This window comes from Robertkochia solimangrovi (genome assembly GCF_007279655.1).
Classification (GTDB): domain Bacteria; phylum Bacteroidota; class Bacteroidia; order Flavobacteriales; family Flavobacteriaceae; genus Robertkochia; species Robertkochia solimangrovi.
The window spans coordinates 132,418-158,750 of record NZ_QKWN01000008.1 but is presented as its reverse complement, the minus strand read 5'-3'; the positions used below and the strand labels follow the sequence as shown (position 1 = coordinate 158,750).

Annotated in this window: 14 protein-coding genes; 7 read left to right on the top strand and 7 right to left on the bottom strand. The window is 38.1% G+C overall.

Annotation, left to right across the window (positions count from 1 at the left end):
* Positions 1–17 precede the first annotated feature (17 nt).
* The 4 genes from DMZ48_RS12275 to DMZ48_RS12260 form a co-directional block, all read right to left on the bottom strand.
* On the bottom strand, positions 18–881 hold the full coding sequence (locus DMZ48_RS12275; protein ID WP_143955450.1) for a DUF4412 domain-containing protein: 864 nt from the start codon (positions 879–881) through the stop codon (positions 18–20).
* Between the two features lie 298 nt (positions 882–1,179).
* Positions 1,180–2,553: a glycosyl hydrolase gene (locus tag DMZ48_RS12270; RefSeq protein WP_143955449.1), complete on the bottom strand. Its 1,374-nt coding sequence runs from the start codon at positions 2,551–2,553 to the stop codon at positions 1,180–1,182.
* A gap of 547 nt (positions 2,554–3,100) precedes the next feature.
* A complete protein-coding gene (locus tag DMZ48_RS12265) occupies positions 3,101–5,890 on the bottom strand; it encodes a M16 family metallopeptidase (RefSeq protein ID WP_143955448.1) in 2,790 nt (929 codons plus the stop codon).
* Positions 5,891–6,025: 135 nt separating this feature from the next.
* The gene (locus DMZ48_RS12260) at positions 6,026–7,084 is read right to left on the bottom strand and encodes a helix-turn-helix domain-containing protein (protein WP_143955447.1); all 1,059 of its coding nucleotides are present in this window, start codon (positions 7,082–7,084) and stop codon (positions 6,026–6,028) included.
* Positions 7,085–7,403: 319 nt separating this feature from the next.
* Here DMZ48_RS12260 and DMZ48_RS12255 point away from each other — a divergent pair, with 319 nt between their 5' ends.
* From DMZ48_RS12255 to DMZ48_RS12225, 7 genes are all read left to right on the top strand, one after another.
* Entirely contained in the window at positions 7,404–8,522 is a 1,119-nt protein-coding gene (locus DMZ48_RS12255; protein ID WP_143955446.1) for a PQQ-dependent sugar dehydrogenase, read from the top strand.
* Positions 8,519–8,926, top strand: coding sequence for a c-type cytochrome (locus DMZ48_RS12250; protein WP_143955445.1), 408 nt, complete (start codon positions 8,519–8,521; stop codon positions 8,924–8,926). Before DMZ48_RS12255 ends, DMZ48_RS12250 begins: the two co-directional genes overlap by 4 nt.
* 81 nt (positions 8,927–9,007) lie before the next feature.
* Entirely contained in the window at positions 9,008–9,616 is a 609-nt protein-coding gene (udk, locus tag DMZ48_RS12245; protein ID WP_143955444.1) for a uridine kinase, read from the top strand.
* Position 9,617: 1 nt separating this feature from the next.
* Positions 9,618–9,950 (top strand): FtsB family cell division protein, encoded by a 333-nt coding sequence (locus DMZ48_RS12240; RefSeq protein WP_143955443.1) that lies wholly within the window; start codon positions 9,618–9,620, stop codon positions 9,948–9,950.
* Between the two features lie 8 nt (positions 9,951–9,958).
* On the top strand, positions 9,959–11,347 hold the full coding sequence (locus tag DMZ48_RS12235) for a methylmalonyl-CoA mutase subunit beta (RefSeq protein WP_143955442.1): 1,389 nt from the start codon (positions 9,959–9,961) through the stop codon (positions 11,345–11,347).
* Positions 11,340–13,424 (top strand): methylmalonyl-CoA mutase, encoded by a 2,085-nt coding sequence (gene scpA, locus DMZ48_RS12230; RefSeq protein ID WP_143955441.1) that lies wholly within the window; start codon positions 11,340–11,342, stop codon positions 13,422–13,424. The genes DMZ48_RS12235 and scpA overlap by 8 nt, the downstream gene beginning before the upstream one ends.
* 68 nt (positions 13,425–13,492) lie before the next feature.
* Positions 13,493–14,374, top strand: coding sequence for an SDR family oxidoreductase (locus DMZ48_RS12225; protein WP_143955440.1), 882 nt, complete (start codon positions 13,493–13,495; stop codon positions 14,372–14,374).
* Between the two features lie 98 nt (positions 14,375–14,472).
* Here DMZ48_RS12225 and DMZ48_RS12220 read toward each other — a convergent pair whose 3' ends face one another.
* Genes DMZ48_RS12220 through DMZ48_RS12210 form a run of 3 tightly spaced genes read right to left on the bottom strand, consistent with a single transcriptional unit; the run spans position 14,473 to position 26,319 of the window.
* On the bottom strand, positions 14,473–19,395 hold the full coding sequence (locus DMZ48_RS12220; protein WP_162558710.1) for a T9SS type A sorting domain-containing protein: 4,923 nt from the start codon (positions 19,393–19,395) through the stop codon (positions 14,473–14,475).
* Between the two features lies 1 nt (position 19,396).
* On the bottom strand, positions 19,397–21,481 hold the full coding sequence (locus DMZ48_RS12215; RefSeq protein ID WP_143955438.1) for a fibronectin type III domain-containing protein: 2,085 nt from the start codon (positions 21,479–21,481) through the stop codon (positions 19,397–19,399).
* A complete protein-coding gene (locus DMZ48_RS12210; RefSeq protein ID WP_143955437.1) occupies positions 21,481–26,319 on the bottom strand; it encodes a hypothetical protein in 4,839 nt (1,612 codons plus the stop codon). The genes DMZ48_RS12215 and DMZ48_RS12210 overlap by 1 nt, the downstream gene beginning before the upstream one ends.
* Positions 26,320–26,333: the final 14 nt, after the last annotated feature.

Below are 26,333 nucleotides of genomic sequence, written 5' to 3'. Positions count from 1 at the left end.
TGTTTTTTGATTGTAAACTAATTCTTCATATTCATGGAAAAGGTTTCGTAATCAGACTTGCTAACGCTGAAGGGGTCTTTTTCAAGTCCGACACATCGCATGGTCACATCACTGTCATTTTCCTTTTTATCATGCATGATCATTTCCATGACCAACCCCATTTTTCCATCTTTCATGATCCATTTCTTATCAAAATTTGTCGGTAATTGCTCGCTTTTTCCGAAAGCATCGAACAAGCTGATGCCGGGTTCAAAGGTGTTATAGATGGTAACATGATAATCTTCATTTTCATAGATGAAACCCTGGCAGTCATAGCCTTGTATGGTTTTACCCGGAATCTCGGTAATCGTATACTCCACTTTAGGTTGTTCCCCGGCGGCTTCCATAAGTTTTTTGGGATCATATTTCATGGCATACATCATCTTTTTCCCATCCTGATCCATATATACCACAGAAAGATCTTCGTTGGAATCATACACCATGGTCATATTCATATCCTTTTGATTGATTCCCATACCCCAGTATGCGGCATTTTCCTTCAGGTAAAAATCGATCGGCTGGGAGGATTCTTTTCCGCCGTCGGTTTCCACGCTCATGATATATTTCCATTCAAAGTCATAAGAATCAGGAACACTTTCCGGATCGGCAGCATTCATTCCACCGAGCATAGGATTGCCTCCTTTCATCATGGATTCAGGGTCGAAAGCCTTATCGATGGCATCACTGGTAGCTCCCTGAACTTTGTCATCTATTTTATTAATAGTAGTATTCTCTACGGTCTTTTCCAGCTTCTTCTTCAGCTTCTTTAAAAATTGTGCTTCTGCTTTCGGTATAACGAACAACATCATCGCCGCAAACAGGATCATTCTAAAATAATTCATAATTCAACATCTATTGGTTTAATGATAGTTTTGAGCATTAAGGGATAAATGCATGGAAATGAAGCAGAACGAATTTACAAAATTAAGCGTTCGATCACCGTTAAAATATTGAATAACAGGATTTTTCCCCATTATGTATCCTATTTTGATTTTGCCTTACCAGTGGCCATTCCAATCTCCTAAACTGATTTCAACCCAGCCTGTTGCTGGCATTTTAAACAATTATTGGATTATAAAAAATGTATTGAAGTCTTAAAAGTTAACCGGAAGTTTTAGGGAATAGTTTTAACAGTAGTGATCAGTTACTCGCCACGAGTGAAAAATCATCCAGAAGTAGTGCTTGTTGGGCATAGGGATGTGCAATGATCAACCGTATTGTAGCATCCCCTTTTACATAAAAGCGAACAGAAGATTTTGTCCAGTCGGTATTCTGTGGCAGGGGTATTTCAAGAATCTGTTTACCCTGAGTTTCATTAAGGATGATCATTGAAAAGTTCTGATCTGGTATATCCTCAAATTTGCTGGCAAACGCCAGATCATAACTGGTAAATGGCGTTAGTTTAACCACATGTTCGAGTCGGGATTCCTTTGATTCCATTTTCACAGCAAAGATCCCATCCTCCGCAATATCGACAAGTGAAACACCGGTACTGCTCCAGTGTGTGATACCATTTATTTCAAAAGACCCGTTTTCCAAAAGATTCGGTCTTGGATCAATCAAAGGAGTTTCCGCAATATATCTTCCCTGAGTAATAAAAGCATTGGGTTCGTGAGTTGCATAAAACTCTCCCAGGATAGTTAAACCCTCATTTTCATCATACAATACCGATCTGCCTAGATTCGGATCCTCCGGGTCAGAATTAAACCATGCATAGCGTTCTACATAAGGCATCGTATCTAATGCCGGAAGAACCGCTTCCATGAATTCCAGGATGTCTGAACTACTGTATTTATTATTATTGATATTGGTAGCATCCCAATCACCTACCGCGAACTCAGTGATCCATATCGGTTTTTTATACATCTCATAGGCTCGCTTCACATCATTAATAAAGAACTTCGGATCGATATCTGCATACCAATGCATGGCGAAATAATCGATTCGGTAATTGAGTTGCTCAGCGCGATACATGAATTCTTTCATCCAGTCGTTATCGAAATGTACTGTACATGGACTCACCAGTGGCACACCTACTTGTTCTAACAGTGGCCAAAGATCCAGTGCTCTTTGCACCGTCATATTTGCCTGCTCTGCATTATCCGGTTCATTGAATCCCATGAGATAAGCAACTTTTCCCTCCTCCGCCAAACCTCTGACGTAGTTCACATTTTCTGTATTCGTCATTTCTTTTCCCCAGAACATAGGAACGAACTGTACATTTTCGGGAATGGAAGCGTCGCGTCGTGGTGTCCAAGAATAATACCAATGAGATGCAGAGGCCGTCAATCGTGTATTCCAGGTGTCGATACTATAATGTATACCAATACCCTTTTTTCCATTGATAGGCATGGGAGAAACCGGTTCTATTTCGTTATCTGTAGAATCTTCCGGTGTGATCACCGGTGTATCTTTCAAAGCTTGTAACTCATGAAAATCATTGATGAGATCATCTGAACAGGACACCAGACCTGCAAATGCGAAAGCACCTAAAAGATGATAAACAAACCTCATTTGATAAAAGTTGACTTTAATTTCGGTAAGCTCAGGGGTGAACCGAAAAACACCGGTAGCTATTTATCAATAAGGTTAATTCTGTAAGAAGCAAGGAGGGCTAAATTTAAATAAATAAATTGAAATTCAAACGTTTGATGTATTTTTTTAGGCAATTAATACACTAAATATCAACGTTTAAGCAGATTCAAAGCAAAAAATTACCTTTCATCGGTAAATTATGAATTTCATCAGACTGTAAGTGATAACGTACATTGATGTGATCATATTAACCGTCAGAAAAACAAGCAATTAACACAGTTTAAATACAGAAAAAGAGATAATAACAGGTGAATTGCTCTTGAAAATGCAATAGCAACATGTTAAACGCTGTATCCTAATTATGAATTTATAATTAAGTTATGGATTGTGAGTTATGAAACAGAATACAGCTTTACTGCGTTACTGCTTCACAAGGTAACATCGTAACTAAAACGAATTGAAAATCTTCTTAATAAAAAACCCCGATACATATATCGGGGTTTTTATAATCTTAAAATTCAAAATTTTATAGTTCCGGCATCAATAAACCTTCCACTACATCAGAATTTTTTGTGATATACGATGCTATATCCATAATATCTTTTTTGGTAATTGCATTCACCACCTCGATATAGGTATCCATATCCATTCTTTCGTTTCCATAATAAACCTGCGAAGTGATGGCACTCATCCAATAATTATTATTATTCTCAACCTCTCTGCGTTGTTTGATCATCGACTCCTTTGCTTCTTTAAAATCTTCTGCATTTACCTGACTGGTAAGGATATCCATTTGATCATATACAAGTTTCATCAGATGATCTGCTTTTTCCGGGTTACAATCAAAACCTACAGAAACACTGAAACGTTCCTGAGGCAATCTCGACAGACCGGCTTTTGCACCAACTCCGTAACTTCCCCCTTCTTCTTCACGAATCTGTTCGTGACAAAGCTTCTGTAATAATTGCCCGAAAAGACTATAAGCCAGGCTTTTTTCATGACTATAGGCTGCTTCCCCTTTCAGCACCAAATTAACAGTAGCCTGCGGAGTTTCCATAGGAACCGTAACATGTACCTGAGTTCTGCCTTTTGCAGGTTCAAAATTATGATCCTTATAAGTTTCCTGTTTGCCGTTCACAGTGATATTTCCGATATACTTCGCAGCAAGATCAAGTATCTGATCTTTATCGATATCCCCCATGATTACAAAAGTAAAATCTCCAATATTGGCAAATCTGTCGTTATAGATCTTCTGCATATCTTCAAAATTGATTCTACTCAGGAGGTCCTCATTGAAAAGTAAGGAGCGTTCATTATGATTTACCAAAGCCACGGATAAAGAATCGCTGAAAATGGATTTGTTGTTCTTCTTCTTTTTCTCTAAATTCTTTTCGACTCGTTCCATGGTTAGATCATATACGTCATTATCGAACCGAGGTGCCATAAATGACAAATACAATTTCTGGAACATTACTTCGACATCACTTTTAACACTGCTTCCGGAAACAGACTCTGACAGTTCACCCAAACTTAACGAAACATTTGCTCTGGTTCCCGCCAATTTTTTCCCCAGGGCTACCGCATCATATTCTCCTAATCCTGACTGAAGAGCAATAGCCGTTGCGATCTCTGCCGACGGAAGTAATTCTATCGGCAACAGGGAACGTCCACCTGGACTATACCCTGAAAGATAGATACGATCCTTCTCATAGTCGGTAGGATAAATCACGACCTTAGCCCCGTTCTTAAGCTCATATTCCATCGCTTCAAAACCAGGAACGTTATCAGATTTCACGATTGCGGTCCTATTTAGCGATTCAGCGATCAACGGCTTATCATCAACCTTATCCACATAAGGTTGTAGATCGTTGCGCTTATTCACTCTATTAAATTCCGTTTTAAAATCCTTCTCTTTAGGATAGGTCTCACTTTCACCACCCACCAAAGCGATCACAATATCTTCGGTTTTATAGAGTTTTTTCATCAGAGCGAGTAATTCGTCATTGGTAACGGTCTCCACTCTGTTCACATTATAATTTACACTCCATTCGATATCCGGCATAGGATTGCCCGTAAAGTAATGGTCATAGATCTGAGAAGCATACTGATCACTCGCGATCTTATCTTTATTATTCAAATAGGAAATCTGTCCCTTTTTGATAGAAGCTTTAGCTCTTTCCAATTCGCTCTCCGTAGCTCCGAATGTAACAAAACGAAGCAATTCCGTTAGTGCAAACTGAAAACTCTCAAGTTCCTTTCCATCTTTCGGAACGATACTCAAAGATAGTACGTCCAATGGGCGTACAAATTGTGAATACCTGTACCCAATAGAAAGGGCAGGACAATCTTTTTGACGAACATATTCTGCGAATCTGTTATTCAACACATAAGAGGCCACAGACTTCAGAAGGTTATCTTCGAGATAAGCTTCCCCTTTTAATACCTCCGGGTTCTGGCGAATTGAAAAGTTAATGTTCAAACTTCCCAGTTCCTTATCGAGCGATTCAATAAAAACAAAATCTCCCTTTAAAGGCATTCCAAACACTTTTCTTTCCGGTAGATTCTTTGCCATTGGAATATCAGAGAAAATCTCTTTGATCTTTTTCTCCATAGCATCTACATCAACATCCCCTACCACGATCACCGCCTGAGTTTCGGGACGATACCATTTTCTGTAATAATCCCTGAGTTCGTCATACTCAAAGTTATTAACCACAGACATGAGTCCGATCGGCATTCGGTCTGCATAAACGGAGCCTTTTAACAAACCGGTGGTCCAAACCTTCTCATTGGCTCGGAATGACGGCGTATTTCTTGTTCTCCATTCTTCATTGATCACACCTCGTTCCTTATCGATTTCTTCATCGGTGAGCGATAGAAATCCTGACCAGTCATGCAGAATCAATAACGTGGAATCCATCAATCTTGAGTTCTCCACAGGTACCTTACTGATATTGTAAACCGTCTGATCGAAAGCGGTAAAAGCATTGATCTCAGATCCGAATTTAATACCGTTCTTTTCGAGATATTCGAGCATTGATTTATCGGGATAGTTCTGCGTTCCGTTAAATGCCATATGCTCAAGAAAGTGTGCCAGACCACGTTGTTTCTCGGTTTCTAATACAGACCCAACGTTCTGAGCAAAATAAAATGAAGCCCTGTCTTCAGGTTCATTATTGTATTTGATGTAGTAGGTCATTCCATTCTCCAGTACACCTGTTCGTACTGAAGCATCGAAAAAAGGATCTTGCTTACTTTGGGCGAATAGATTCATTCCCCCAAAAAGCAAGAGCATAGTAATTTTTCTAATCTTCATATTAAGTTAGTTTTCCTTATTTATTACAAAGACAATCAAAAGCGATAAACGGGTGAAATAATTTCAGATTTTATGCAATATTTAACACACTTCCCAGTAAACCACTGGGTTTATGATGAGGTAAGAAAAAAAAGATCAAGCATATTTTGTAATCGACGGAAGGGTTTTGAACCTTCTCTTAAATACTCTTGTGAAATAGGAAGGATTGCTGAATCCGAGATCGTAGGCAACCTCTGAGATCTGTTGCTCTGACTGGCACAGACGATGAAAGGCCATACGCATTTTGATCTCCAGAATCAACTGGTTGGGGGATTCTCCTGATAACTTTCGTATTCTCCTGTTCAGCTGTGATTTGCTCATTCCCATCTGCGAACAAAAACTATCGATATCGAAATCACAATTATCAAGTTCGGCTTCGATGATGGAAGCGCTTCGGTTTAAGAATTGAATATCATTGGCCTTCAACACCTTTAGTTCTTCATCATCTTCAAGCGATACGATACCTTCCAACTGAATATATCGGGAAGTGATATCATCAAGATAGATGCTGCCGCACCTGTTTATATAATTCATTCTGCCACACAATTGCAGTGCTGCTTTTCCCGCACTTTCAATATCCTTACATTCCGGAGCGATCGTACTCAGTGAAATTCTGAATTCAGGTATATTCTTCAGATTATTTAATCGTGATCTTATCCCAAAGGCACAGAGTAAAGCCCTGCTTGCAGATTTGAATCTGGCCATAATCTTTTGAGAAGGTTCATAGATGAGTATACCATCATGAATTCGGATCAAGTCTCTTATGCCATTATCATCGACACCATGGTTTTGATACTGATCCAGTAAGGCTAACTGCAGTAAGGTATCCGATGGTAACGCAGGTACATCTTCTCCAGAATCTTCCGAGGAAATCTCGGTTCGCATCACATTAAAAAAATTAAGATCATTTCCATCTACCCCAACAAGGTTACAGGAGCAATCTTTAGACGAACTTTTATGAGCAGCAATACAATTTGACATGGCAGGGGCTTCCATTAATATATAAATAGTACGTTCGTCATAGTTGATCCAAAACTTTAAATGTTTCACCCCAAACACTTCCTGAACTGCCAGATCCTTTAAATGAGCAGACAGTAAGGCGGAAAGACCTTCGTTGACTTCATCCATATAATGTACATCCATAAACAATGCCATGACTTCTACAATTTAATTCGTGGGAGGAATATGATTATAGCATTAAAAATACGAATAAATAAGACCTCAATCCTTATGAGACAGCTAATTACAGGCATTTTCCCCTTGAATACAGGGGGTAAGAATCCTCATTTTAACAGGGGTTTAAAGGAGATCGTATTCCTTTACCAAAGCGTTGTCAGGCATCTCCCACTTCCTACAGCAAAAGGATTAGAGAGCAACTTGTCTAAACATCCTAATTTTTTCTTTTTATTAAGAATTTTAACGTAATAAAACGTTATTTTTAACAGGAATCAAAAAAATCAACTAATCCATATTTATGAAATTGAAATTCAAACTTTTATTTTTCCTCTCATGGTTTCTCACTCTTTCCTGTGCTCAGAAAAAAGACAAGGAAGTGACGACCCCTGAAAACCTGGAATATACCACAGAAACCGTTGTTGATGGTATAACTATCCCATGGGGACTCGCATTCCTGCCGGATGGAAGTCTCCTGATCTCTGATAAAAGCGGTGAGATCACCTTATTTAAGGATGGCAAAAAAGAGACTGTAAGCGGCGGTCCGGAAGTATATGTAAGAGGACAAGGAGGTTTAATGGATATTGAATTACATCCGGATTATGAAAATAATGGCTGGATCTACATGACCTACGCTTCCAGTGAAGGAGAAGGCGAAGGTGGTCATACTGCACTGATGCGGGCAAAACTGAATGGTACCACACTGGTAGAACAACAACAATTATACAAAGCAACACCTAACACGACGGAAGGAAGACATTTCGGATCCCGTATCGAATTCGATGATGACGGGTACCTTTATTTCAGTATCGGTGAACGAGGTAACAGAGATGTAAATCCACAGGATATCACAAGAGATGGAGGTAAGATCTACCGTTTAAATGATGATGGAAGTGTTCCTGATGACAATCCCTTTATGAATGAACCGAATGCGGTTAAGGGTATCTTTAGCTACGGGCACCGTAATCCTCAGGGAATGGCAAAAAATCCGGAAACCGGAGAAATCTGGGTACACGAACATGGTCCACAAGGGGGTGATGAGATCAATATCATCAAGAAAGGTGCAAATTACGGATGGCCGGTGATCAGCTACGGAATCAATTATGATGGTTCCTCCTTTACCGACATTACGGAAAAAGAAGGCATGGAGCAACCATTTCACTACTGGGTTCCTTCGATAGCTCCCAGTGGAATGTGCTTCGTAACTTCCGACAAATATCCTGACTGGAAAGGAGATCTACTGGTAGGATCCTTAAAATTTCAATATCTTGAAAAGTTGAGTATGGCTGATGGTAAAGTGACCAATCGTGAAAAATTATTCGAGAATATCGGAAGGGTGAGAAATGTACGTCAGGGGCCTGATGGTTATATCTACCTGGGTGTTGAAGGCAAAGGAATTCTGAAAATAGTGGCAAAATGATAAAAACATTGTTCATATACATCCTGCTCACGGGTATCCTCGTTTGGAATGTATATCCGGAACAAAAATTCGACCTGCAAAAAAGTATTAAACAAGGCGAAAAGATCTATCAGACTTCCTGTGCCACCTGTCATCAGGTGAACGGACAAGGTGTGAATCCTTTATACCCGCCATTAGCCAATTCCGACTACCTGTTAAAGAACAGAGAAGCGAGTATCAAAGCGGTGAAATACGGACAACAAGGGAAGATCACTGTAAATGGCAAGGTCTATAACAATATGATGATACCTATGGGACTCAATGACGAGCAGGTTGCAGATGTGATGAACTATATACTGAATTCCTGGGGAAACAAAGCAGAGAAACCGGTTACCCCGGCTGAAGTCACTGCGGTTAAAAAATAATCCATTAATATTCCCACAGTCCTCCGGCAATTTGTTATTTTTCTGCCTCAAAACATTACTTTTGCAGATAAATAATCAACTATGCTTATTATCGGTATAGCCGGAGGAACCGGATGTGGAAAGACCACTGTAGTTAACCAGATAGTCAACGAACTTCCTGAAAATGAGGTTGGTGTCATTTCTCAAGATTCCTATTACAAGGATACCTCCGAACTCTCTTATGAAGAACGAACCCGGATCAATTTTGACCATCCCAGGGCTATTGACTTTGAGCTGTTGGAAGCGCACCTATCTGCTTTAAAAAAAGGGGAATCGATCGAACAACCGGTCTATTCATTTGTAGAACATAACCGTACCGGTGAAACGGTCACCACACATCCGAGAAAGGTAATGATCGTAGAGGGTATTCTCATCCTAACACATTCGGAACTACGTGAACTGTTCGACATCAAGATCTTCGTTCATGCCGATTCGGATGAGCGTCTGATCCGAAGACTGAAAAGAGATCTTATGGAAAGAGGTCGTGATATCGATGAAGTACTCAGCAGGTACCAGAATACACTGAAACCGATGCACGAACAATTTATCGAACCTACCAAGGAATTTGCTGATATCATCATCCCCAACAATAAATACAATACCGTTGCCATAGATATCGTTAGAACTATTATCAACGAACGCCTGATATAATATGAAGCTCAAAGAATTAAGAAAATCACGATGGTTCAGGATCTTCAGTAACATCTACGTTCTGGTCACGACCATCTTTGTCATCTGGATGTTGTTCTTTGACACCAATAGTTGGTGGTTTACCCACAAGGAACTGGATAATGAAATCGATAAGCTCGAAAAACAAAAGATACACCTCCAGGAGGAAATTCAAAAGGATAAACAGACATTAAAACGTCTTCAGAATATCGATGAACTCGAGAAATTCGCCAGGGAGGAATATTATCTGAAACGTCCTGAAGAAGATATTTTCATCATTGAATATGAAGATAGTCTTAAAACCGATCATAAATAACACCATTCATGTTTGAAGAATTCCATGAAATACCGCCAAAACAATGGAAGCAAAAGATACAATACGACCTTCAGGGAAAAGATTATAATGAAACCCTGATCACCGATACTCCGGAAGGAATACGTATCAAACCCTTCTATTCCGCTGAAGACAGGCCTGAACTAGCGCCTGCCCAACCCGATCAGTCTTGGAAGATCTGTGAACGCGTCTATGTCAGTAATCTGCATACAGCCAACCGGAAAGCAATGCATGCGCTTAACTCCGGAAGTGAAAGTATCCTTTTCCACTTCGATAAAAGATTTGAGGATCTCCAACTCCTCTTCGAAGGAGTTTCCGAAAAAGCAGCTTCGATCTATCTCGAAGTAAATCTGATGTCTGCAGACTTTGTAGAAGAACTTTGCAAAGCCCTTCAGAATGTTACCGGTCAAATCTATCTGCTCAATGATCCTATAGGTCACCTTGCCACTACCGGAAACTGGTTTTCCAATAGGGAAAAAGACCTTGAACGTTGGATGAATATACAACATCATCTCAGCCATACAACATCCGTTGCAAGCGGAATTCATATCAATACAACCCTTTATCAGGAGTCCGGCGCTAACAGTGTCCAGCTGTTGGCTTATACGTTATGCCATCTCGTGGAATATCTCAACGCCCTCGAAGATAAAAACAAACTATCACTCCTCTCCGGATCAAAGACCGTTTTCACGGTGGCAGCCGGAAGCGATTATTTCATGGAGATCGCAAAATTAAGAGCGTTGCGATTACTATATCGATTGATAGCTGAAGAATATGGCCTTCCTGGTGAATGCCATCTGTATGGAAGTCCTTCCTTACGCAACAAGACCATTTACGATTATAATGTTAATATGCTTCGCACCACCGGTGAATCGATGAGTCTCATCTTAGGCGGCGCTTCAGCGGTTTGCAGTATGCCTTATGACTTTATCTTTCATAAGGATAATGAGTTCGGTTCCCGTATCGCGAGAAACCAATTGCTCATTCTGAAGGAGGAAGCACATTTCGATGAAGCCGCGAAAGCGGCCGATGGCGCGTATTATATAGAAGCACTAACAGAAGAACTGGCCACTAAAGCGCTTGAATTGTTCAAACAACTGGAATCCGGTGGCGGACTTTTACAGGAATTAAGAGATCATACCCTTCAACGAAAGATCCGTGAAAATGCAAATGAGGAATTAAAAGCCTTCAAAGAGCAGCAATTACGACTTATAGGTACGAACTGTTACCTCAATACTGCTGAATCTATGAAGAATTCACTGGAACTGCATCCCTTCCTGAAAAAGAACCCACAAAAAACACTGGTCGAACCGATACTTCCCAGGAGGATCGCTGAAAAATCTGAAAATGACCGTTTAAAGAATGAACAACATGGGTAGACGATCATTAGAACATCTAAGCCTGAAGGCTGATACCCTTCGTAAGGACCCGATATCTGTAAAAGACGAGCATGAACATCTTGGATTCGCTGCCGGGTTCCCACCCTATTTACGCGGGCCTTACAGCACCATGTATGTGATGCGTCCCTGGACCATCCGACAATATGCAGGATTTTCCACTGCGGAAGAAAGTAATGCGTTCTACCGACGAAATCTGGAGGCCGGGCAAAAGGGCCTTTCCGTTGCGTTTGATCTCCCCACCCATCGAGGTTACGACTCCGATCATGAGCGCGTCGTGGGAGATGTGGGAAAGGCCGGGGTAGCGATCGATTCGGTAGAAGACATGAAAATATTGTTCGATCAGATACCGCTGGACCGGATGTCGGTTTCCATGACCATGAACGGAGCGGTATTGCCGATCATGGCCTTTTTTATCGTTACCGCGGAAGAACAAGGCGTTGACCGAAAACTATTATCCGGCACCATCCAGAATGACATTCTGAAAGAGTTCATGGTTCGGAATACGTATATCTACCCACCGGAACCTTCCATGCGAATCATCGCCGATATCTTTGAATATTGCAGTAAGGAACTTCCGAAATTCAACAGTATCAGTATTTCGGGCTACCATATGCAGGAGGCCGGTGCTACTCCGGAGATCGAATTAGCGTATACGCTTGCCGACGGACTCGAATATATCAGAACCGGACTCAGGGCAGGTATGAAAATAGATAAATTTGCCCCGAGACTTTCATTTTTCTGGGCGATCGGGATGGATCATTTCAAGGAGATCGCAAAGATGAGAGCTGCCCGGATGTTATGGGCTAAACTCGTAAAACAGTTCGACCCTCAAGATCCGAAATCCCTGGCATTGCGTACCCATTGTCAGACCAGTGGGTGGAGCCTCACCGAACAAGACCCCTTTAACAATGTGAGTCGTACGTGCATAGAGGCCGCCGCTGCAGCCTTCGGAGGCACACAATCGTTACATACGAATGCTCTCGATGAGGCGATCGCTCTACCGACCGATTTTTCGGCAAGGATCGCCAGAAACACCCAATTATACTTACAGGAAGAGACGGGAATAACGCGCACAGTGGATCCGTGGGGAGGAAGTTATTACGTAGAACAACTTACGGCAACGATGGTGGAAAAAGCCTGGGAACTCATCCAAGAAGTTGAAGAACTCGGAGGCATGACCAAAGCCATCGAAGCCGGTATCCCCAAGATGCGTATCGAAGAGGCTGCTGCCATCAAACAGGCCCGTATCGACAGTGGACGAGATGTGATCGTGGGAGTAAACAAGTACAAAGCAGCCTCAGATGAACTGCCGGAACTTCTGGAAGTAGACAATGAGAGTGTCCGCCGTTCGCAGATCGACAGACTTGAATTCGTAAAAGCGAACAGGGATGAAGACAAAGTTCAGCATACGCTGAGCCAACTCACCGAAGCGGCTTCTACAAACACCAAAAATTTATTAGCTTTAGCAATAGAAGCTGCCAGAGCAAGGGCAACCCTTGGAGAGATCTCCATGGCACTAGAAAAGGTTTATGGCAGATATAAGGCAACCACACAAACATTTACAGGCGTGTATTCAAAAGAAGCTGCAGACGACGAAACCTTTACAACTGCCCGGAAATTATCCGATCAGTTCGCAGAACAGGAGGGTCGAAGACCCCGTATCATGATCGCAAAAATGGGACAGGATGGGCACGATCGTGGGGCCAGGGTGGTTGCGACCGCCTATGCGGATATGGGCTTTGACGTCGATATCGGTCCATTGTTCCAAACCCCGGAGGAAGCTGCCAGGCAAGCAGTGGAAAACGACGTTCATGTATTGGGTATTTCATCGCTGGCAGGTGGCCATAAAACACTGGTACCAAAAGTGATCGAAGCGCTCCGGTCATACGATCGGGAAGACATCATGGTGATCGTCGGAGGGGTAATCCCCCGTAATGATTATCAATACCTGTTCGATGCCGGGGCGGTTGCGGTTTTCGGACCAGGGACACCCATCAGTGAAGCGGCGATCAGCATTCTTAAGATTCTCGGAACCGAAGAAGAAACACAACCTTAAACCAACCGGATCGCTGATGATCCGAAAACATTAAATAAAACAACGAACACACTTAAAGACGATATAAAATGGACTACAGTAAAAAAATGCTCAGGGACGATGCTTTAGCCGGTAAGAACATCGTAGTTACCGGAGGTGGTAGTGGACTCGGAAAAGCGATGACCCGCTATTTTCTGGAATTGGGAGCCAAAGTGGCGATCACTTCCCGAAATCTCGATAAATTAAAGACCACAGCATCAGAGCTGGAAAGTGAGACCGGAGGCACCTGTTTACCGGTACAATGCGATGTGCGTCATTATGATCAGGTGGAAGCCATGATGCAAACGGTACTGGATAGTTTTGAAAAAGTGGACATCCTGGTGAATAATGCGGCCGGAAACTTTATTTCCCCTACGGAACGATTGTCTGCCAATGCTTTTGATACCATCATCGATATCGTCCTGAAAGGTACCAAGAACTGTACGCTGGCTTTCGGAAAACATTGGATCGATACCAAACAGGAGAACACCAATGTCTTAAATATCGTAACCACCTATGCATGGACTGGTTCCGGATATGTAGTTCCTTCAGCTGCAGCCAAAGCCGGTGTCCTGGCGATGACCCGCAGTCTGGCGGTGGAATGGGCGAAATATGGCATGCGTTTCAATGCGATCGCACCTGGCCCCTTCCCTACCAAAGGTGCCTGGGATCGTTTACTTCCCGGAGAACTACGTGAAAAGTTCGATCTCGCTAAAAAGGTTCCGTTGAAACGAGTGGGTGATCATCAGGAGCTGGCAAATCTCGCTGCATATATGGTCTCTGATTTCGGTGCCTACCTCAACGGAGAAGTCATCACCATCGATGGCGGGGAGTGGCTGAAAGGCGCAGGAATGTTCAATCTGCTTGAAGCCGTACCCGAACCGATGTGGGATATGCTCGAAGCGATGATCAGAGCTAAAAAAGACCATTAAATTAAGTGACCGTTAGGATTGCATAATGCAAAGCACTGTGTAAGGGAATGTATACTTGAGTATGGAAATGGTTATTCTTGACTTTTGCCTGATTCAAGTCAATTGATCACCAGCTTCCTTACCAGATTACCATCCAGGGTTTCCAGGCACAACGCATAGATTCCGGGAGGCTGATTAGACAGGTCGGTTTTTATATTGTGATGACGGGTTTCCAGGTAGGAGTTCGAGTAAACCGCCAGATTGGAAGTCAGATTGTATACTTTAACGTTTAACGGACTCGACCGATAGAGATCAGCTTTCAGGTGAAATACCCCATTACCGGGATTGGGATAGATCACAACTTCTTCGAAGATCTTTCCGGAGGCACTATCATTAGTCCTTGAGGGATCAGTGGAATCATCGAGCACGATCACCTCCTTGGATTTAAGAGCGGTACAACCGTCAATCGTAGTCAATAAACCGATCGTATAGGTCCCGGGTTCAGGGAACACCAATTCCGCCATCCCGGAGAATTCCGATTTTAGAAGTACGCCTTCCGGCACGCGCCATTCCGCCTCTTCCGGGATAGGGATACTGATATCTACGGCATACACCGGTAAATCCTCATACACACGGGAACTGATCAGGAAATCTGCAACCACTTCCTGTTGGGAAGTAGATACCATAACTCTATCCTCGGCCTCGCATCCATCTACGATGACACGGAGTTTATATACACCGTTGTCATTTACTTCAATTACGGCCTGATCTGAATAAAATACTGCATCCTTGGTCCAGTGATAAGACACTTCCTGACCTGAACAAGTTCCATCCAGCGTTATGGATCGGTCTTTACAAACCACCACTTCATCGGGTAAGTCCAATTCAATGGCTATGGGCTCAGGGATCTCATAGGTGCGAAAAATGGATGGTTTATTTGCTCTGAGGATTTCTACGGTATACTTTCCAGGGCACAGGTTTTGGATTTTTGACCCAATTTTACCATTATTCCACCTATAGATATAATCCGAAACACCATTGTTTACCTCCAAGCTTATCGCTCCCTGACAATCTCCTGAACAGCCTGAGTTGGTAATTTCAAAATTTACCAGATCCGGTTGATCTATAATCACCTCCTGAGTATTTACACAACCAACATCATCAGTAATTTCAATAGTGTACTTACCTGCCTGAAGGTCATGTAACTTAAAAATTTCAGCTTGCTGTAACATATATTCTAGATTGGAGGCCTTCAACTTATATGGAGGGACTCCCCCAGTGATACTCAATGTTATGCTACCATCCTTACCTTCAAAAGTGGAGGCATAAGCAACCTCTAAAAATCCTAAACTAATAGGCGAATTATATTGAATCAATTCAATTTCTCTATCGAGATAACATCCATTCGCATCTGTCACCTGCACTTTATATGTTCCCGCAATTAAATTATCAATTTTATTCCCAACCATACCATTATTCCAATCAATTGAATATGGCTTAGTTCCACCACTTATATCCAAACTTATACCCCCACTCTTATCATTAAAACAAAGGGGAGGATAAATTTTTATATCAACAATCTCAAGTGGTTCGACTCCCTTTACTTCGACCTGACTTCCTACAGTAATTCCATTCATATCTGTCACCTCAGCCATATAAACTCCGGAAGTCAAATTTACCGCAGATATTCCATCTTGAATTAATTTGATATAACTTGAGTCTTCCATTTTATACCATTGAATTTTATAAGGAGGGACTCCACCTGATATTAATGCTAATAATTCACCTTCCGATTCACCATTACAAACAGGTTCAAAAACTGTTTGTAATTCTAAAATCAAGCTTTCAGGTTCTGTAATTTCGTAGTCTACATCAAGTAAACAACCTCCAGAAGAAACATTATCCATTACCTCCAAATGATATATTCCTGCTTTTAAATTTTCGATATCCTTTGTTACGGCTTCAAACATATTCGGCCCTGTCCAATAAAAATTATAAGGTTGAGTTCCTCCAAAAACTCTTATTTTAATATTTCCATCTGCTTTTCCATTTGAAGAAACATTCTGAATTTCAACATTTTCAATTGCTAATATTTCTTTTGGTTGATCAATTAATATATCCTTTTTAATTTGGCATCCCAAACTATCTGATATAACTACTGAATATAGACCAGAATATAGATTTCTAACATTCCCCGTCTCTTCACCAGTGTTCCAACTATAAGAATAGGGAGGGGTACCTCCAGAGGCATTTAAATTAATCCAACCATTATTATTACCATAACAAAAATTGTCTCCTTTTTCAAAAGTCAATGTCAAATTTGAAGGTTCAAAAACTTGAAAAGGTTGTTCAATAAATACTTCACTTTTGGAACTATCAACTATTTTAAGAATATATTTTCCCGCAAATAAATTATCGATTAAATTATTAAAAGTGTCAAATAATAAATTCCCATTAATATCAAAAACTTGAAAATTATAAGGGGGTATGCCTCCAGTCATAATGACTTCAACCTCACCTGACCTATCTTCATTGCATTTAACATTGTTTACAATAAAATGATCTAAAACTAAGGGGTCCGGTTCTTGGATAATAGCCTCTTGTAACAATTCTGCCTGACATCCATTATCATCAAAAATAATTAAGGAATAGCTTCCAGCTTGAAGACCTTCGAAGAATAGCTTGTCAGTCGAATTTAATATTATGTGTTCTATCTTATCCCGATAAAGAATAGCTTTATTGATCTTTTGGGTACCGGAAAATTCAAAAAACAATACACCGGACCTTCCATTATAAATAATGTTATCTTCATGTCTATCTTTCACTTCATGAACTCCAAGTTCTCGTGTGGGTTCATAAATACTAATACCAGTAGAGAAATTATTAAAAGTACAATTATTGAAATCTGTGATTTCATAAAAATATAATCCAGAGCTCAGTCCTTTAATAATCTCCCCTTCATCAAAAAAATTTGGATTCAAGGCTTTTGACCAAGTAATAGTATAAGGTTGAATTCCCCCCTTAATATCCAATTCTATGGTTCCATTATTTCCGTATTTACAGGAAACATTTGTATGACTTTCATTCACTTTGAATGGCTTTGGTTCAGTTATGACAATAGAATCTACGGCTTCAACCCCATTTTTATCTTTCACAGTAACTGAATATGAACCTGCTTTGAGATTAAATCTTTCCTGATTTACAGTACCATCATCCCATAAATATGTATATGAATCATCATTTTGAGAAACTCCACCAATACCCTGTGCTTTAATTGAGGTTAATTCGCCAAAACAATTTAATGGATTCAATCCGGCTTGAAAATCAACTTTTAAAACTGGTGGAGGTATAATCTCAACCTCAAGCGTGTCCGCTCTACATCCATTTTCATCAGTTACAGTCAACTCATAAATTCCTGCACCTAATTGGTTAATATTTTGTTCATTAGAAAAAATCACTCCATTTTTCAACCATTCAATAGAATAATTTCCAATTGATCCCGTAATCTTTATATCAATACTCCCATCTTCAGAACTATTTGACTTAGGATTCATAATATTAAACAGTGATACATTAAGCCTTTTTTCAGGCTCATTAATCACTACTATTACCGACTTCTCACACCCATTTGCATCTTTGAGAACAACCTTATAGTTTCCTACTGTTAATTCTTTAAATTCAGTATCTGATACCCATTCACCATCGTTTATTGATAATAAGTAGGGAGGAATACCACCGATTGGTAAACATGTAATTCTACCTGTAGCTTCATTTTTACATTTCACATCAGATTTAATAATTTTTAAATCTAATAATTCTGGATCTGATATATGAAATGGTGTACTGTAATTGGTATCTGTTGGTATTGCAGAATCACCCTCAGATTCAAATAAAGATGACCAATAGACCCTATATAGACCTTCACTAATTTCCTTTGGCCAGGTAATGTTTTTGTCTTTATAATCTTCATTAGTAAAACTATAGGATTTGACATACGCCCATGAATTATCTGTGAATTTTTCCAAACCTATTAGTAGTTTCTCTCCATTTCCTACTATTAATTCCCGATCGAATGACAATCTAAAACTGCCATTTTTACTTCCTTTACAAGAAGGATTAAGTACTTGAGGGTTGGGTTGAATACTATTATCCAAATTTGGAGCACATCGATTTATATAAAAGCTATATGGACCTAAAATGAACGTTCCGGAATTTAAACTCTGATTTTCTATATCCTGATTAGAATTTCTTATACGACTGTATTTTCCGCCACCACTTGCTTTCAATACAAATCGTAGCTTCAAAAATTTTGAAGCCATTAAATCTTTATTTAATGCTTTCTCCAGTATCTGTGGAGAAACAGATAGAGGATATATACTTCGCATATCCATATCATTAATATGCTGCCACCCATCTTCAATATTATCTGTTAAATATTCCCAATGTCCATCAACAATATTAATCCCTGTCCTATTGAATAGTGGCTTGCAATAACTTGCATTACTATTTATATCCTTTTCAATATCTATATTTGGAATCAACCAAATCTTCATGGCACTTAAAGCCTGAGAATAACTGTAGTTTTCAAGATTTTGAGAATTTGAATTTCCTAAAATAAATGACTCCCCTAAATGAATATCTACTGTCTGCAGGTTAATATATTCTTCACAATATTCGGTCATTGTTTTAGCAAAAATGAGATTACTGCTTTTTTGATTTATATCTATTACACACTGATCTATTTTTCCATCCGCTCCAGTGAAAGTTAAATTTTTATTCTCATACATTGTGACAGATAATTCATCAGCATTAATATGCAAAGGCTCATTGACAAATATTGAATCCGGGTATGAAGTAAAATAAACAAAAGGATCTCTTAATGAAGTTATTGCACATGTAGAACATGATCCACTACCATCCATATATCCATCATAGAATTCGTAGGTATATGGCAATGGTATGGCTACAAGAACATTATCTTGAGCAAATAAATAGAAACAATTAAACGCTAATATATATAATAGAAGTAGTTTAAAATTCATGCTAATAATTAACTTGGATTTTGTTTGAAAAAGATTGAGATCCATCATTATAAATTAGCCTTAACATATATTCATAGTTACTGTTTATAACTATATCCCTATCAGTAAAATGATTTTGATTATAGGGTATTCTCTTATAAAGTGAGAGCTTACCATCACCAACCTTTCTATATAACGCTATAGAAATTAATCCATTTCTATTAGCATCCCAACTGAGGTCGATTAATTTAAATTTAAAATCTGGTGTGGCCTTAAAGAATTTCAAGGCCTCTCTTTGAAACTGTGGAGCTATTTTCACAGAGATTCCAGGGGACGGAGAGCTAATATTTCCAGAACTATCAATTGCTTTTAGAAAATAATAATATTCATTAGCTCCTTTTAACTTTTCGTCCTTGAAAGGCAACTTAAAATCTACAGGTAGATTTTTAATTAAAACTGTGTCCCCTTTCTGACCCTCCTTTACAATAGATCTAAAAAGTTGAATACTTTGAACATCATTTGACGAACTATTCACCCAACTCAGTATAATACAATCCTTATTAACCTGATATTTATTAATTAATGGTGAAGTTGGTTTAATAATATCCGGAAAGTCTACAACCACTTCTTTGGAAAAATCTGATTCATTAAATTTTCGATCAATAGCTTTAATGTAATATCTATATTTTGAAATAAAATCCCCTTTTAATAGTGAATCATTAAAAGTGTCAATCTTTATTGGACTGACGTTCAATTTTGTTTTAATGTCACCATCTTTTTTTGCTCTATAAATGTCATATCCCAAAATATCAGGATCAGCGACTAAATTCCATTTGAGATTTACTATCCGATTTGTTTTCAGAATTATTTTAAGATTTTTCGGTATTTGAGGCGGTATTGTATCAGCTATCTGAATTAATCTTGTATTAGAATCCACATATTCATTTTGCGATAATAAAACTCTAACTTTTATATATTCTACAGAATACTGATTTCTATAATCCAACCTTCTTTGTTCAGACGCTATGGAGTCAATCTTTATTAAGAATGCACCTGTTGGTGTAGCTGAAGATAAAATCTGAAATTTTATTATAGAATCTGTTTTCCGTATATAATATTTCCAATTAAGACGAACACTATCTTTCCATATAATGGGTTCCAATAAATCAGGATAAACTTTTGTGCGGTTTACCTCCTTCAATTTGACCATTGATGAAGGCTTACCAATAGAATTAAAAATTGTCTTCCCGATAATTCTGTAATGATATGTCTTTGATGAATCCTGGAGGATATCCGTAAATTTCAAAGTCTTATTTAATTGAGAATCTGTTTGAGCAAATGGAACTTCACTAACGCGATAAAAAATTTTTCCGTCAACTGATCGCTCAATAAAATAAGAGCTGTATAATTCTGAAAACTCCTTAGAATTATTCCACTGGATCATCCCCTTATTTCCTAAGCGATATGCTATCAACCCTGACGGCGCAGGCAATTCAGTTGTTTTTGAGAGATTTACAAAGGCCAGTGCGGGTTCAGGGTAGGCCAAATCCGTTTCAGGCATTGCAGAGAAAACCTTATAAATATATTGTTCATCTGCTTTAACTTGCCTGTCTACAAATCCTAAACCCGCTAAAAGAGCAATATTAAAATCCTGATCTATAGCAAATAGCGCAAATCCAAATCTTCTATTTAACTCTTCGGCCTTTGAAAAAATTTGGGAAATATTTATTTCATCATCTTCCAATATAAAATCTTCACCATATATTGCCTGTGCCACCACTGCAGCCATAGGTGAGTCATTCACTTTTAATTTCCATTTATTTTTCGTTATTGGAATAATAGGATGCTGATTAAGTCTTTCGAATTTTTCATTTCTTAAGTAATCTCCGTTTCTGAATACCGTTTTACGATAAATATTAAATCCATATTTCAAGGATTTCTTCCAGCATATTGCATTATTCATAGCCCAACGGATCATTACAGAATCAGATGCAGCTTGGCTTTTAATTTGTAAAAATGATTCAACATTGGAATCGCTTATTCGATTTTGTGCTAATCCAATATTCTGAACGGAAACCATTATGAGTAAGAAAGTCATTTGCTTCATTAAAATTCATTTAAATATTCAATATCAACCTTTTCTCCAGAGTCCTGATCTGGCACCACATATTCAAACATGACTTGATATTCTTCTCGGTTAATAAATGGAAAAGCACCATTTATGATATAGTTATAATGCTTACATGCTTGTAAATTGATTGTTTCTGTATTTAAATACTTGCGGACTATCTGATTCTGAAGATCCTTAAAATCAGACCAAAAAATAATTGATTGCTTCCATTGAAATGGAAAATTGGTAGATAGAAAATCAAGATCATTGTATTCAATTGCACTCAAATATCTATTATCAACAATGATATTCTTATTAGGTGGCAAACCTTGATTTAAAATATTCCTTGTAACTTTTAAATTACCATTTAAGGGATATTCTTTGTATAATAGCGGATAAATTTCATTTAGATAATAACGGCTTTTAAGTATTGCTTTCACTGAAATTAACGGCTTATAACCTCCATATGGACTGCCCTTCAACTCCACGATACTGAAAGGCTCAGAATTGGTAGTTGTAAAACCTAAAAGCCCTGCTTCTTCAGTTCCTTCAAAAAAAGTGTAAGTTCTTTTGACTTTAAGATTTCTAATCTTTTCTTTAAACGTTTTATACTTACTGGTTGTAAAAGCAAATTCAAATCTATCTATGATACCTGCTCTATTTATTGAGCCTGTTAATTTATTTTCAGATATACTTATTTCCTGAGATAAATTCTTCAAGGACTTATTAGTACCTTTCTCTTTAATATCAGAGGCTGTCTTAATAGAAATTATATTAACTCTATAGGCAGAATTTGGCACTAATCTCCTTAAATCAAACTTTATACGATTATTAGTTTTATCATAAGACAACTCTTGTTCAATTGTATCTCCAAGAGATTCGTTAATAAGTAATAACTTATCTTTAAATTCGGAATCGAACAGATAATCCTGTCCTTTTTTTAATTGAATAAATCCATATTTGTAAGTTTTAGGAAGTAGATATTTTTGGGCAATAACGGGATACATTAATTCAATGTTTTTAAATGGTAGGATTGAAGGAGCTAATCCAGTAGTAAAAGTTGATCTTCTCTCTTCAATAACTGGGACACCATTTTGCTTTACTTGTACCCATGTACCATCAATTCTTTCTTCAAAACCAACTTGAGCAATAATGATCAATTGTGTTTCTTCAGGCAAAATATCATTAGGTTCAAAGATCAAATGATCTCTTAGATCATTCCACAATGTATCTCCCTTAATCTTTCGATTTCCGTCTTTAACTTCGAATCGATTTAACTTTATTCTATAATTTTTAGATTCCTGGGTTTCGTCAATTCTTAGAATTTCTCCAATTGGAAAATTGAATGCAATCTGTATTGATTCGAAAACATCTGTATTCGTTGAATTGTCATAAGGTAATATATCAGAAATAACTTCTACCTGATCAAGTCCTGTTCTTTCAATAATTTCACATTCCTCTCCAATAGTAATTTTTAATCTAGCTTTTATCGCTATAGTTCCTAATACCTTAATATTTACTCCTGCATAACCTTTAATGAACCATGGATTAGGCAAATGTCCTTGTGCCAACAATGCTATACCAGATTTTAATATTGGCACCTTGGTTTTTAATCCGAATATTCTAATGGCAACACCTAATTCTCCTTGTAAATAAGCATAAACTTGCCCACTCGCATACCATCCATTAAGCCCAACTTCTTCAGAACTTCCTCTGCAGGTCGCCTCACCAAAATCACGCATCATAAGATCTAATCCTACTCCTGCCTCAACTGAAGCATAAATTAATCCCCAGTCAAACCCTAAACCAATTGAAAATTGAGCACCAAATGCATATCCCTTTCCAATGGCTAGATCATTATTATAATTTCGATTAAAAATTCGTTCATCCCCTTTTAGATTTAGTAATTCCGAAATTATATTTGGTGGCGCTGAAGGCTTAGGTAATATAGTACCAGTCATAAAATATAAATTCGCATTCGCTCTATATAATCCTATAGGTATGTCTTTAACTCCAATACGTTTATCCGGTGTACCTATATAGATATACCAATCTTTCGGGCTATTATAAAATTCTAAATATCCTAATCTATTATCTACACCATCACCACGTATCCCTCCAAGATTCAGATAAACGTCAAATAGTCCCCAATAGATTTCATTTTCAAAATCATAATCAAAGGCAACCTGGGCTGCAAACATCTCCTTACCACTCAAAACATCAGGAAATACTTCCTCCGCATAGAATTTCATTCCCTTATGGTCCAAAGTATTTTCATCTATGGCAAGTAAAGCCTTTTCCCGATCCGCCAAATCCTTTTGAACGGTTTCAAAATTCCCCAGGTTACCTATAATTGAATCATCTGATGAATTTGAACTCATAATCGATCCTGCCCCATAAAAGCCGACACGATTGATTCCTCCTCCATTTTTTGATTTATTAAAACTTATCTCTATTCCAGTAAGTCCAGTAAAAGTGGTCTGCTTTCGAACCTCGAACGCCGCCAAAGCCTTAAACCCTAAATTAATTGATTCGTCCGGGATATATTTTATTCCTGATAAACTTTCAGAACTTTTATCATAATTACCTTTTCTCATATGATGATAAAGTCCGCCTCCAATTTTAAAAATTTTAAAATTTAGGTTGTTTCCAGATGAAGGATCTCCATATGCATCAACATACCAGTATTTATAAGCATCTTTTTTACCAAAAATAGCTCCTGCATTAAGGCTGATATTAAGGGCCGGAATATATAAATCCAAATTACCTCCGATGGCATCACCATATGAAGTAGATTCAGACAAAAAATTTAATTTGCCATTTAATTTGAAACCTTTCCTCTCTGCTGAAATTTGGATGGAATCAACATGTATTTTAGAAATTTTCCAATTAAGAATATCGCCGGATTGGTATGCTGCTTTACAATGAATTCCTAAATCACCTTTTAGTCCTTGATCATCTAGTTGAATAAAGCAGTTGAATTTCAAATTCGCAGTTTGATCATTATCAACTAATAAGCTGGTTTTATATACACCAATGTTGAAACCTGAGAATTTCATCAAATCAACTGTATCCTTAAAACCTATGTATGCGACCTGCAAATATGGCTTTTCAATTGTCTGGATTTTAAAATTTTGAAATGCAAGTCCTTCAAAATCTAATTCGTTAAAATTTTCTTTAGCCAATTGTTTTCCTTCAAATGAATTTAAAGCAGAATCCTGCTCCTTATTGAAAGACATTACACCAGTTAAATTTGCTTCAGGGTAAAAATTACCATCCTTTAATTTCAACTGTATATAGGATTCCGGAAATATTTTTGCTTTTGCATTGAAAATATCAAAAGCAACATCCTTTTCTATTTCTGTATTTAGTATATATTCTCCTTGTTCTGTAACGATTGCTTCATACGATAATAGTCCTCCCTTTGTTTCTGGATTAGCAACTGGTAAATTTATCTCTCCATTGAATCCTGCTTCAATAAAATGGTTTGAGGCAATATTAAGTTTAATTGCATCTACCGAAAAAGCCCATTTGGAAGCGATTCCTTTATTAATAGACAATACATGCTCAGCGAAAAATTCTCCAGAAATACCATAATTATCAATTATGAGATTCTCCGCTCCTATTATAATTCTCTCTTTGGAATTCCTTGATTTAAATTCCTTGGGAAGCATAATATTAACCTCTCTTGAAAAAAATCCTCGCCATAATTCTCTTTGTCCACGAATTAATAAATTATTCTCAACATAATATTTTGGAAAACTCATTGCTGACGAATTCAAGGTATCACTAAGATCTAACACACAATCTTTGACCTCGAATCCCCATCCTTTTAATCCTTTAATTTCAAAATGAGGGAGATTGATTTCTATCAAAAGATTTTCCAAAGAAGTCGTTCGAATGTAAAATTCAGCACCTACGTAACTATCATTATCTACGGGATGATTCCCATCACCTGCCGCAAGGTCATTAGGAAATTTATAATCACCATTGCGTTTTAATGGAACTGCAATATTTTTAGAGATTCTAATATCCGCATTTAAAGCCAGTTCTATTATATTCCCATCACAGTCTATGGTAATGAAACTTTCATCGTCAGGCTTACCATTCCTTTTGATTCCTCCTTTAAAAGTTAAAAGCCACTGTCCACCACTACTCGAAACAGGAATATCTGACAATAAGTTTAGGGAGGCCTGGTCATAAATACCTCCTTCATGAGAGATCTTAACGTTACTTGCACCAAAAAACAATTCAGTGCCTATTTCTCCTAACTCAAGCTTTGCGAACATATCAACCTCAGCAAAAAGTGAATGGAATCTTGCATTTATAATACCTATACTTAATTGTGTATTTTGAGTAATATGTTTTTTAATACCAACTGGAAAATTGGTAATTACATTACCTGAAATTACATCTACAAAATTTTTATGTTCTTCAATCTCTTCAAATACCTCTTTAGCTATTTGAATTATTGAATCCGTTTGATTATCAGTCTTAAAAATACGTTTTACATACTCATCAGTAAATTCCGCATAGCCCTGTATCTTATTTAAAGATTGAAAATTTTTATCATTTAATTTAGTAACAGTTTCGTCTATGATCGGTGATACAATACTAAAATTCTTAGTCGCTTTATCTCTTATATCTGTATCTACATAATAATTACGAAATATACCTTCTTCCTCAAAACCCCAGTTTTTCGGAAGAAGGACATATTCCGCATCCTCAAGCATGAACAAACCAAAACCTACTTTTTTAAATGAACCCTGTGTTGAATTAACCCATAAAAAAAATAATAAGAATAGAATGCTATGGAATTTAATTACATGATTCATTTTGTCCGATTTTA